This is a genomic window from Hydrogenophaga sp., from assembly GCF_050250835.1.
GTDB lineage: Bacteria > Pseudomonadota > Gammaproteobacteria > Burkholderiales > Burkholderiaceae_C > Hydrogenophaga.
This window is the reverse complement of record NZ_JBFWNX010000016.1, coordinates 15,752-27,051: the sequence shown is the minus strand read 5'-3', so window position 1 is coordinate 27,051 and position 11,300 is coordinate 15,752. Positions and strand designations below refer to the sequence as shown.

Annotated in this window: 9 protein-coding genes; 8 read left to right on the top strand and 1 reads right to left on the bottom strand. The window is 65.6% G+C overall.

All coding sequences use genetic code 11. The features are described from left to right. The first annotated feature begins 48 nt into the window (after positions 1–48). Genes AB7F11_RS17590 through AB7F11_RS17565 form a run of 6 tightly spaced genes read left to right on the top strand, consistent with a single transcriptional unit; the run spans position 49 to position 6,101 of the window. A complete protein-coding gene (locus AB7F11_RS17590; RefSeq protein ID WP_428289634.1) occupies positions 49–2,880 on the top strand; it encodes a monovalent cation/H+ antiporter subunit A in 2,832 nt (943 codons plus the stop codon). A gap of 14 nt (positions 2,881–2,894) precedes the next feature. Further along, entirely contained in the window at positions 2,895–3,284 is a 390-nt protein-coding gene (locus AB7F11_RS17585; RefSeq protein ID WP_428289663.1) for a Na+/H+ antiporter subunit C, read from the top strand. Beyond that, a complete protein-coding gene (locus AB7F11_RS17580) occupies positions 3,284–4,933 on the top strand; it encodes a monovalent cation/H+ antiporter subunit D (protein ID WP_428289635.1) in 1,650 nt (549 codons plus the stop codon). The genes AB7F11_RS17585 and AB7F11_RS17580 overlap by 1 nt, the downstream gene beginning before the upstream one ends. Further along, complete coding sequence (locus tag AB7F11_RS17575; protein WP_428289636.1) at positions 4,930–5,478, top strand: Na+/H+ antiporter subunit E; 549 nt, start codon at positions 4,930–4,932, stop codon at positions 5,476–5,478. The genes AB7F11_RS17580 and AB7F11_RS17575 overlap by 4 nt, the downstream gene beginning before the upstream one ends. Beyond that, positions 5,475–5,750 (top strand): K+/H+ antiporter subunit F, encoded by a 276-nt coding sequence (locus tag AB7F11_RS17570; protein ID WP_428289637.1) that lies wholly within the window; start codon positions 5,475–5,477, stop codon positions 5,748–5,750. Before AB7F11_RS17575 ends, AB7F11_RS17570 begins: the two co-directional genes overlap by 4 nt. A gap of 9 nt (positions 5,751–5,759) precedes the next feature. Continuing rightward, positions 5,760–6,101 carry a Na+/H+ antiporter subunit G gene (locus AB7F11_RS17565; RefSeq protein ID WP_428289638.1) on the top strand — a complete coding sequence of 114 codons (342 nt, stop codon included), beginning with the start codon at positions 5,760–5,762 and terminating at the stop codon, positions 6,099–6,101. Here the strand turns inward: AB7F11_RS17565 and AB7F11_RS17560 are convergent. Then, complete coding sequence (locus AB7F11_RS17560) at positions 6,016–6,708, bottom strand: TetR family transcriptional regulator (RefSeq protein WP_428289639.1); 693 nt, start codon at positions 6,706–6,708, stop codon at positions 6,016–6,018. The genes AB7F11_RS17565 and AB7F11_RS17560 overlap by 86 nt on opposite strands. 228 nt (positions 6,709–6,936) lie before the next feature. On the opposite strand from AB7F11_RS17560, the gene AB7F11_RS17555 reads away from it, so the two are divergent. Further along, the gene (locus tag AB7F11_RS17555) at positions 6,937–8,136 is read left to right on the top strand and encodes an efflux RND transporter periplasmic adaptor subunit (RefSeq protein ID WP_428289664.1); all 1,200 of its coding nucleotides are present in this window, start codon (positions 6,937–6,939) and stop codon (positions 8,134–8,136) included. A 13-nt stretch (positions 8,137–8,149) separates the two neighbouring features. Further along, positions 8,150–11,299, top strand: coding sequence for an efflux RND transporter permease subunit (locus AB7F11_RS17550; RefSeq protein ID WP_428289640.1), 3,150 nt, complete (start codon positions 8,150–8,152; stop codon positions 11,297–11,299). Position 11,300 lies beyond the last annotated feature (1 nt).

The following is an 11,300-nucleotide window of genomic DNA, read 5'->3' as shown; positions in this document are numbered from 1 at the left end:
TGACGGTTTGTGGCTTTTAGAATCGACGGCTAACCTGAAAGACGACCCGTGCTGCTGATCATCGTCCTGCTACCGCTCTTGCTGGGAACCGTATCCACCATGTGGCTGGGCACGAGGTCACGAACGCTCACCGCGATCGCCGCAGGCCTGGTGACCCTGGCCAGTCTTTCGTTGCTGGTGTCACTCGCGCCCTTGGTGATGGCGGGCGAGGTGGTGACGAATCACTGGAGCTGGGTGCCAGAGATTGGCCTGGATCTCGTCTTCAGGCTCGATGGTCTTTCGATGATGTTCGCCGGGCTGATCCTTTTCATCGGCTTGCTCATTGTCATCTACGCGCACTTCTACCTGAACGCCAAGGACTCCGTGGCGAAGTTCTATAGCGAGATGATGCTGTTCATGGCGGCCATGCTCGGCATCGTGCTGTCTGACAACGTGCTGCTGCTGGTCGTGTTCTGGGAGCTCACGAGCCTGTCGTCCTTTCTGCTGGTGGGCTACTGGAGCCATCGCGCCGATGCGCGTGGCGGTGCCCGTCAGGCGCTCGCGGTCACTGGCGGCGGTGGTCTGGCCATGCTGGGTGGTTTCGTGCTGCTGGGGCAGATGGCAGGGACCTACGAGATCAGCGCCATGGTGGGGCAGGTTGCCCAGATCCAGGCTGACCCCATGTTCGTCCCTGCGCTCTTGCTCATTCTTCTGGGTTGTTTCACCAAGAGCGCGCAATTCCCGTTTCACTTCTGGCTGCCCGACGCGATGGCCGCGCCCACGCCAGTCTCGGCCTACCTCCACTCGGCCACCATGGTCAAGGCCGGCGTGTTCCTGCTCATGCGGCTCTACCCCGTCCTGGCTGGATCGGGCTGGTTCGAGGTGATCGTCAGCACCACCGGCCTGGTGACGATGCTGTTCGCGGCCTTCGTGGCCATCTTCAAGCACGACCTCAAGGCGTTGCTGGCTTACTCGACGATCAGCCACCTCGGCCTCGTCACCTTCCTGGTGGGTCTGGGCTCGCCGCTGGCGGCGGTGGCCGCCGTCTTTCACGTGCTCAACCACGCGACCTTCAAGGCCTCGCTGTTCATGATCGCGGGCATCGTCGACCACGAGACCCACTCCCGCGACCTGCGCCAGCTCGGCGGGCTCTACCGCTTCATGCCCTGGATGGCCACCCTGTCCATGGTGGCTGCCGCGTCGATGGCCGGCGTGCCCCTGACCAATGGATTCCTGTCGAAGGAAATGTTCCTGACGGAAGCGGTGGTGGGCACGGCGGGCCTGTGGGGCTGGCTGGTGCCCGTGGCGGTGACCCTGGGCAGCATCTGCAGCGTGGCCTACTCGGTGCGCTTCGTTCACGACACGTACTTCAATGGTCCGCTGGGCGACGTGCCCAATGCGCACCCGCACGAACCTCCGCTGGGCATGAAGCTGCCCTCGATCCTGCTCGCGGTGATGTGCATCGTGGTCGGCCTGCTGCCCGCGCTGACCTTCGGGCCGCTTGTGCATGTGGCTGCCACCGCACTGGCGGGCAAGGCGCTGCCCGAATACCACCTGGCCATCTGGCATGGCTTCAACCTGCCGCTGCTCATGAGCGTGATTGCGCTGATCGCGGGTGCAGCGCTCTATTTCTGGCTCGCGCGCGGCCGGTGGCTGCATCGAATCAGTTCCGAACGCTGGTTCGGGCCGATCACCGGGCGGCGCCTGTTCGATGGCGGCATTGACGGCCTGTTTGCGCTCTCGGGCCGCCTGACGGTGCGACTGGAGACAGGTTCGCTGCAGCACTATCTGGGATGGCTGATGGGCACCGCGCTGGTCCTGGGCGTGGTGGTGCTTGTCGGTCGGGGCATTGACACCGGGACGCGCGAACTGCTGCCCGCTTCGCCATTGGCCGTGGCCGTCTGGCTGCTGTTGCTCACCACCTGCATTGCCCTGGCGCTCACGCACCGCCATCGGTTCCAGTCGGTGGTGCTCGTCGGGGTCGTGGGGCTGGTCACGGCCTTGAGCTTTGTGAGCCTTTCGGCGCCCGATCTCGCTCTGACACAACTTTCGGTGGAGGTGGTATCCACCGTGCTGTTGCTGATGGGCCTGGCGCTGCTGCCACAGCAGTCGCCGAAGGAGTCGCCCGCCTGGCGCCGCGCAAGCCATGCGGGGCTGGCGCTGGCGGGTGGTGCGGCCATCGCCTGGGTCGCCTGGATCCTGCTGACGCGAGACCATGAGTCGATTTCCTGGTACTTCCTGGAAAAGTCCTTGCCGGTGGGCGGGGGCACCAATGTGGTCAATGTGATCCTGGTGGACTTCCGGGGCTACGACACCTTTGGTGAGATCACCGTGCTGGGCATTGCGGCGGTGGGCGTGCTCGCCCTCATGGAAGGCATGCGCACGCGCCGTTCGCCGACGGATCCGCAGGGGCGAGCCTGGACCTTCGCCGCACAACCTCTGTTGCTTCGCGTGGCGGCCGCGCTGGTCTTGCCACTGGCGCTGGTGTTCTCCATCTACATCTTCATGCGTGGGCACAACCTGCCCGGGGGCGGCTTCATCGCAGGGCTCGTCACGGCGGTGGCGCTGGTATTGCAGTTCATGTCGCTGGGACAGGCGCGAGCCGAGTCGGTGCTGCGCGCGCAGAACGGCCGCAGGTTCGTGCGCTGGATCGGCCTGGGCCTGGGCATTGCCGGCCTGACCGGCGTGGGCGCATTCCTCTGGGGTCGGCCATTTCTCACCAGCGCACACGGCCATCCCCATGTGCCGCTGCTCGGCGACCTGCCCCTGGCCTCTGCGGCCCTCTTCGACCTCGGTGTCTACTTCACCGTGGTCGGTGCCACGCTGCTCACCATCTCGGTGCTGGGTTCGGTCACACGGGAGGTCGCCATACCTGTCAAACAAGCTGAGGTCGCATCATGAACATGGCATTGAGCATGGAGTTCCTGCTGGCCAGCGGCATCGGCCTTGTGACCGCCTGCGCCATCTACCTGATGTTGCGTGGTCGCACCTTCACGGTCGTTCTGGGCCTGTCCTTGTTCGGCTATGCGGTCAACGTATTCATCTTCGTCATGGGCAGGTTGTGGGCCAATGCCCAGCCCATCCTGCTGGGCGATGGGCCTGTGGCCGATCCCCTGCCGCAGGCACTGGTGCTCACCGCCATCGTGATTGGTTTCGCCACCACGGGATTTGTGATCGAGCTGGCGCTGCGCAGCCGACATGAGAGTGGCAGCGATCATGTGGATGGACACGAGCCCGGACACGCGCCCGGCTACCAGGCACAGGACGCAACGCCCGCGCCGCGCGGTGACGGAGGTCGCGCCTGATGATCCACATGGTCCTGGCTTTCTGGCTGCAGCACGCGCCCGTGCTGTCGGTCCTGTTGCCCACCTTCACCGCCATAGCCATGTTGCTCCTCGGTGAACCGGCGGGCGCTTCTGCTCAGGCGAGTGGACATGTGAGCGCGGCTGTTCGCCGACGCCGCTGGCTCGCCATGGCCTCTGTGCTGCTCGGTGCGGTGATGGCGGCGGGCCTGGTCTGGCAAGCCTCGAGTGGTGAATTGATGGTCTACCAGCTCGGGGAGTGGCCGGCACCGTTCGGCATCGTGCTGGTGGTTGATCGCCTGTCTGCCCTGATGGTGCTGCTGACCTACTTGGTCGCGGTGCCCGCACTGTGGTACGCCACAGGTGGCTGGGATTGTCGCGGGCGCCATTTCCATGCGCTGTTCCAGTTCCAGCTCATGGGCCTTTGCGGGGCCTTCCTCACAGGAGATCTGTTCAACCTGTTCGTGTTCTTCGAGGTTCTGCTCATCGCCTCTTACGTGCTGCTGGTGCATGGACAGGGGCGCGAGCGGTTCCGCATGGGTGTCCACTACGTGGTGCTGAACCTCGCGGCCTCCGGCCTGTTCCTGATTGGTGTGGCGATGCTCTACGCCGTGACGGGCACGCTCAACATGGCCGACCTGGGACAGCGCGTGGCGCTGTTGCAGGGGGATGCTGCTTTCCTCGCGCGGGCATCGGCGCTGGTGCTGTTGGTGGTGTTCGGCCTGAAGGCCGCCATGGTGCCGCTCTATTTCTGGCTGCCGGCCACCTATGCGGCTGCAAGCGCGCCTGTCGCGGCGCTCTTTGCCATCATGACCAAAGTGGGTGTGTACAGCATCATCCGTGTCCACTGGGGAATTTTTGGCGCTGGAGCTGGCGAGGCTGCACTGGCCGCACAAGACTGGCTGCTGCCGCTGGCATTGACCACCAGTGTGCTGGGCGTGCTCGGCGCTCTGGCCGCTCATTCGCTGGGGCGCATGGTGGCTTACCTCACGGTTTCCTCCGTTGGCACCATCCTCGCTGGCGTGGGCCTTTTCACGCCAGCCACGCTGTCGGCGGCGCTGTACTACACGTTGCACAGCACGGTGGTGATTGCAGGTCTGTTCCTGCTGGTCGAGCTCATGGCCGCCCAGCGCGGCGAAGCCCAGGATCGACTGCGACCCGCCGTGGCGGTACGTGAGCCCCTGCTGCTGGGCGTGATGATGATCTTTGGCGCAGCCTCGGCGGCGGGCCTGCCGCCCTTGCCAGGTTTCCTGGGCAAGTTGATGGTGCTGAAGAGTTCGTCTGGCCTTCCGGCACAGGCCTGGGTCTGGAGCGTGGTCCTGCTGGTCGGATTCTTCACCATCGTCGGCCTGGCGCGCGCCGGCGTGGTGGTGTTCTGGCACGTGCAGCCCGAAGAGCACGCCGACGCGCAAGGCTCGGGTTCCAGTCCCAAGCTGCTGACCGCGACCTGGGCGCTCATGGTGATCACCCTGGCCATGGCCGTGCTGGCTGCGCCGGTGAAGCGTTACACCGACGATGCCGCGAACCAGTTGGCCGACACCTCTGCCTACGTTCGGGCGGTGCTGGGGAGCGATGCCGCAGGGCGCTCCACCACTCGGCCTTTTGACGGCAGCCGGGCAGAACCCGCCCCGACACAGGAGACGCCCCGATGACCCCGACCCCTCAAAGCGCCACGCCTGCAAGGCCAAAGGCCGGCTGGCTGTCGCATCCCGTGCTCTCGCTGCTGCTGGCCGCCAGCTGGCTCGCGCTCTCGCACAGTCTGGCGACGGTGCATCTGCTCTCTGCTGCGCTGATCGCTCTGATCGTGCCGCGCCTGCTCCACCCCGTCCTGGCACCGGCCGATCGCATCGACTGGCTTGCTGCGTTCCGGCTGACCTGCGTCGTGTTGTGGGACATCGTGATGGCCAACATCACCGTCGCGCGGCTTGTGCTCGGGCCCATGAATCGCCTGCAACCGGCCTGGCTGCCGGTGCCACTGGCCAGCGACCATGCGCGGGTCAATGCGCTGTTCGCCACCATCATCACCACCACGCCGGGCACCGTGTCCTGCGTGGTCGACGAGCGCCGGCACCTGATACTGGTTCACGCACTCAACTGCGACGATGCGCCAGCCATGATTGAAGAGATGAAGCAGCGCTACGAGGCGCCCCTGATGCGCGTCTTTGGTCAGACACCCACCGAAAGGAGCCGACCATGAATGTGCTCGACATGGCGTTGAACATCGGGCTGGCAGCGGTCACCCTGGCCATGGTGTTCTGTGGCTGGCGCCTGCTGGCGGGGCCTGAGGTCACCGACCGCCTGCTCGCGCTGGACACGCTGTACCTCAACGCGGTGGCACTCATCGTGTTGTTCGGCCTGCGCTGGAACACCGGCTTGCTTTTCGAGGCCGCGCTGCTGGTGGCCATGCTCGGGTTTGCATCAACCGTGGCGCTCGCGCGCTACCTGAGCCGCGGCGACGTGGTGGAGTAAGGAGCCGAGATGAATCCCCTGATCGAATGGCTGGCTGCCGCACTCATCGTGATCGCGGCATTTTTCCTGCTGGTGGGCGCGGTGGGCCTGATCCGCCTGTCCGACTTCTACATGCGCCTGCACGCGCCCACCAAGGCATCCACGCTGGGCGTGGGCAGCATTCTGGTGGCCTCGATGCTGGTAGCGGGCAGCCAGGGACGCCCTGGGGTGGCCGAACTGCTGATCACGCTTTTCCTGTTCGTCACGGCGCCGGTATCGGCCAATCTCATGGCGCAGGCAGCGCTGCACCTGGCCCTGCCTTCACGCGCGCAGGTCCCGCCCGACGTGGTGCCCGAGCGTCGACAGGACTGAAGCCCAGCCCGACGAAGTAGGCGTCCATGGTGTGGCGACCGCAGCGCACCAGGTCGAACGCCTGCGGATCAAGCAGCCAGTTCTGGATCAATCCGTCCAGCATCACGTGCAGGCCCAGCGCGGCCGTCGACAAGGGCATGCCGAGCTCGATGTGGTCCCGGCGCACGGCATGGCCCAGCGCCGCTTCGGTCATTGCCATGCACTCGTTGCGAACGCGAAGGTGGCGATCGCGCACGGCCTGCATTTCGCTGACGTACTCCACCTTGTGCGTTGCGACCTCGAACACGCGCCGGGTCTGCTCGTCGTTGGCGGTCTGGCGCAAGGCGCCCAGCATGGATTCGCGCAAGGCGAGCAGGGGGTCGGCCATGGCTTGCACCGTGTTGGCGAGCGAACACTCCAGCGGCATGGTCACGCGTTCCATCATGGCGTTGAACAGATCTGCCTTGTCCTTGAAGTGCCAGTAGATGGCGCCGCGCGTGGTGCCGGCTTCGGTGGCGATGTCGTTGAGCGAGGTGCGTGAGACGCCACGCGCCTGAAAGAGGTGCTCGGCCGCGTCCAGCAGGCTGTTGCGCGTTTCCAGCGCCTCGGTTTTGGTTCGTCGAACCATAATGCGTGTCTCCTGTCGGCAAGCTCCATCAAGACCCTGGCAAGTCTGGGCCCAAGCACCGGACTATACATACATTCTTGTATGTATGTATACTGCACCGCTTTTGCGGCAGTTGAGCCATCCGTCTCGTTCGACCCCACTGCGCAACCCCATCTTCACCCAAGGATTCCCATGTCCGCCTTGAGCCATATCAAGTCCGAGCCCGCCGTGCGCCCTCGCTTTCCCGCGATGTCCTTTGCTCGTGTTTTCCATGGCCTGGCCGTGGTGTCCCTGGCCGTGTGGCTGAGTGCCTGCGGCAAGTCCGAAGCGCCGCCTGCGCCTGCGGCGGGAGGCGGCATGCCGGCGCCCGAGGTGGGCGTGGTCACCGTGGCGCCTGGCGACGTGGGACTGGTCACCGAATTGCCCGGCCGGCTGGAAGCCTCGCGGGTGGCCCAGGTGCGAGCACGTGCGGCGGGCATTCTGCAGGAGCGCCTCTTCCGTGAGGGCAGCGAAGTCAAGGCGGGACAGGCGCTGTTCCGCATCGACGCCGCCCCCTACACGGCCGCGCTGCAAAGTGCCCAGGCCAGCCTGGCACGCTCTCAGGCCAACCTCACCCAGGCCACTGCACTGGCCGAGCGTTACGCGCCGCTGGTGAAGGAAAACGCCGTGAGCCAGCAGGAATACGCCACCGCTGTGGCGGCACAGAAGCAGGCCGAGGCCGATGTGGCCGCCGGCCGCGCGGCGGTGCAGACCGCCAACATCAACCTCGGCTATGCCCGCGTGACCGCGCCCATTTCGGGCCGCATCGGCCGCGCACTCGTGACCGAAGGTGCACTGGTCGGGCAGGGCGAGGCCACCCAGCTGGCGGTGATCCAGCAGATCAACCCCATGTACGTGAACTTCACGCAATCCGCCGCCGAGGTGTACAAGCTGCGCAAGGCCATGGAGAGTGGACAGCTCAAGGGCGCAGGTGCCGACGCCGCCAGCGTGCAGGTGGTGCTGGAAGACGGCAGCGTGTTCGAGCGGCCCGGCCGCCTGCTGTTCTCCGATCTCACGGTCGACAGCACCACCGGTCAGATCACCTTGCGAGCCGAGGTGCCCAACCCCAGAGGAACGCTGTTACCGGGCCTGTATGTTCGGGTGCGCCTGGAGCAGGCCACGGCCGGCAACGCCATCACGCTGCCGCAGCAGGCCGTGACACGCTCGGCGCAGGGCGACACCGTGTCGGTGGTGGGTGCCGATGGCAAGGTGACATCCCGCAAGGTGAAGGTGGGAGGCGAGCAGAACGGCAAGTGGGTCATCGTCGATGGCCTCAAGGCCGGCGAGCAGGTGATGGTCGACGGATTCCAGAAGCTGCAGATGATGCCGCCGGGCACGCCAGTCAAGGCCGTGCCTTGGCAGGCACCGGGCGGTGCCTCCCCCGCCCCGGCGCCCGCCGCATCAAGCTGAGGAGCGCTCCGTCATGGCGAAATTCTTCATCGACCGGCCGATCTTTGCCTGGGTGATTGCGCTCTTCATCATGGTGATGGGCGGCGTGTCCATCACCCAGTTGCCGATCGCGCAGTACCCACCGGTGGCCCCGCCGGCCATCGTCATCAACGCCACCTACCCAGGCGCTTCCGCCGCCACGCTCGAAGACAGCGTGCTCTCGGTGATCGAGCAGGAAATGAACGGTTCGCCGGGCCTGATCTACATGGAGTCGGTGGCGCAGGCCAACGGCACGGGCAGCATCACGCTGAGCTTCGAGACCGGTACCAACGCCGACCTGGCACAGGTGGATGTGCAGAACCGGCTCTCGCGCGCGTCACCGCGCCTGCCCTCGGCGGTGACGCAGCAGGGCGTGCGCGTCGACAAGTCCCGCAGCAACTTTCTGCTGTTCACCATGTTGTCGAGCGACGACCCTGCCTGGAATCCTGTCGCGCTGGGCGACTACGCCTCGCGCAGCGTGGTGCCCGAACTGCAACGCGTGCCTGGCGTGGGCCAGGCCCAGTTGTTCGGTACCGAGCGCGCCATGCGCATCTGGATCGACCCGGCCAAGCTGCTGGGCTTCAGCCTGAGTGCCACCGACGTCACGAACGCCATCCGGGCGCAGAACGCGCAGGTCTCGGCCGGTGAGATTGGCGCCTTGCCCAATGTGGGTGGTCAGAGCATTTCGGCCACCGTGGTGGTCAATGGCCAGCTCGCCAACGTGGAGCAGTTCGGCAACATCGTCCTGCGCGCAACCCCGGACGGCGCCACCGTGCGCCTGAAGGACGTGGCCCGCATCGAGCTGGGCGCCCAGGCCTACGCGACGTCGGCGCGCCTGAATGGCCAGCCTGCGGTCGGCGTTGGCGTGCAACTCTCTCCGAGCGGCAATGCACTGGCCACGGCCGAGGCCGTGCGCGCCAAGATGACGCAGCTCGAAGCGTTCTTTCCTGCCGGCATGTCCTGGTCCATCCCCTACGACAGCTCGCGCTTCGTGAAGATCTCCATCCAGCAGGTGGCCGTGACGCTGGGCGAGGCCATGCTGCTGGTGTTCCTGGTGATGTTCCTGTTCCTGCAGAACTTCCGCTACACCATCATTCCCACCATCGTTGTTCCGGTGGCCTTGCTCGGCACCTTCGCCACGCTGTTGGCCATGGGGTTTTCCATCAACGTGCTGACCATGTTCGGCATGGTGCTGGTGATCGGCATCGTGGTGGACGACGCCATCGTGGTGGTGGAGAACGTCGAGCGCATCATGAGTGAGGAAGGCCTGCCGCCGCTGGAGGCGACGCGCAAGGCCATGGGGCAGATTTCCGGCGCCATCGTTGGCGTGACGGTGGTGCTGATTTCCGTGTTCGTGCCACTGGCCTTTTTCAGCGGTTCGGTGGGCAACATCTACCGTCAGTTCGCCGCCGTCATGGGCGTGTCCATTGCGTTTTCGGCTTTCATGGCCTTGTCGCTCACGCCGGCCCTGTGCGCCACGCTGCTCAAGCCCGTGGAGGCCGGTCATCACCACGAGAAGAGGGGCTTCTTCGGCTGGTTCAACCGAGGCTTCAAGCGGACCGCCAAACGTTACGAAGGGGGTGTCTCTGCTCTGCTGCCGCGCGCCGGCCGCACGCTCATCATCTACCTTGCGATTGTCGCGGTGGCGGCCGTGGTCTACATGCGCCTGCCCACGTCTTTCCTCCCCAACGAAGACCAGGGCACGATGCTGGTCAATGTGCAGCTGCCACCTGGCGCCACGCAGGAGCGCACGCTGGACGTGATGAAGCAGGTGGAAGGCTTCATCCTGAAACAGCCGGAGGTGCAGGGCATGGTCAGCGTGCTCGGCTTCAGCTTCTCGGGGCAGGGGCAGAACGCCGCGCTGGCCTTCATCACGCTCAAGGACTGGGCCGAGCGCACGGGTCCCGGCAGTTCGGCCGAGGCTGTCGCCGGCCGCGCTTTCGGCGCACTCTCCAGCATTCGGGATGCGTTCATCTTTCCGCTGAGCCCGCCGCCAATTCCTGAGCTCGGCGCGTCGTCCGGCTTCAGTTTCCGCCTGCAGGACCGCTCAGGCCAGGGCCGCGCTGCGCTGCTGGCCGCGCGAAACCAGCTGTTGGGCCTGGCGTCTCAGAGCAAGGTCATCACCCAGGTGCGTCCCGACGGCCTGGAAGACGCGCCCCAGCTGCAGATCGACCTCGACCGTGACAAGGCCAATGCGCTGGGTGTGGGCTTTGACGCGATCAACGCCGCCATCGGCACCGCGCTCGGTTCGAGCTACGTGAACGACTTCCCCAACGCCGGACGCCTGCAGCGCGTGGTGGTTCAGGCCGATGCACCCGCCCGCATGCAGCCCGACGACCTGCTGCGCCTGAACGTGGTGAACAACAAGGGACAGGCGGTGCCGATGTCAGCCTTCGCCAGCACGCGCTGGATCACCGGCCCCATGCAGACCGTGCGCTACAACGGCTACCCGTCGATGCGCATCAGTGGCAGTGCGGCACCGGGCTTCAGCACCGGTGCGGCCATTGCCGAGATGGAGAGGCTCGCCAGCCAGCTGCCGCAAGGCTTCGGCTACGAATGGACGGGCCAGACGCGTGAGGAAAAGCTGGCCGGCGCTCAGGCTCTGGTGCTCTATGGGTTTGCCATCCTGGCGGTGTTCCTGTGCCTGGCCGCCTTGTACGAAAGCTGGACCATTCCGCTTTCGGTGATTCTGGTGGTGCCGCTGGGTGTGCTCGGTGTGCTGCTGGCGACGCTGTTGCGAAGTTACTCCAACGACGTGTACTTCCAGGTGGGGTTGATCACCATCATCGGGCTCACCGCGAAGAACGCCATTCTGATCATCGAGTTCGCCAAGGACCTGCAGGCCCAGGGCAAGAGCGTGATCGAAGCCGCGCTGGGCGCGGCACATATCCGGTTCCGCCCCATCGTCATGACCTCGATGGCGTTCACGCTGGGCGTGCTGCCGCTGGCAATTGCCTCGGGCGCGGGCTCGGCCAGCCAGCGCGCCATCGGCACCGGCGTGATCGGCGGCATGATCACCGGCACCGTGCTGGCGGTGGTGTTTGTTCCCATCTTCTTCGTTGTGGTCCGAACCCTCTTCAAGGGCAGCAAGCGCCAGCAGCTGCACGATGCCGAGCAGGCCCGACACCATGGACATGGAGCCTAAG

Coding starts and splice junctions, on each gene's coding strand:
- AB7F11_RS17575 (WP_428289636.1), top strand. CDS start 4,930: ATGACCCCGACCCCTCAAAGCGCCACGCCTGCAAGGCCAAAGGCCGGC.
- AB7F11_RS17555 (WP_428289664.1), top strand. CDS start 6,937: ATGTCCTTTGCTCGTGTTTTCCATGGCCTGGCCGTGGTGTCCCTGGCC.
- AB7F11_RS17580 (WP_428289635.1), top strand. CDS start 3,284: ATGATCCACATGGTCCTGGCTTTCTGGCTGCAGCACGCGCCCGTGCTG.
- AB7F11_RS17550 (WP_428289640.1), top strand. CDS start 8,150: ATGGCGAAATTCTTCATCGACCGGCCGATCTTTGCCTGGGTGATTGCG.
- AB7F11_RS17570 (WP_428289637.1), top strand. CDS start 5,475: ATGAATGTGCTCGACATGGCGTTGAACATCGGGCTGGCAGCGGTCACC.
- AB7F11_RS17565 (WP_428289638.1), top strand. CDS start 5,760: ATGAATCCCCTGATCGAATGGCTGGCTGCCGCACTCATCGTGATCGCG.
- AB7F11_RS17585 (WP_428289663.1), top strand. CDS start 2,895: ATGGAGTTCCTGCTGGCCAGCGGCATCGGCCTTGTGACCGCCTGCGCC.
- AB7F11_RS17560 (WP_428289639.1), bottom strand. CDS start 6,708: ATGGTTCGACGAACCAAAACCGAGGCGCTGGAAACGCGCAACAGCCTG.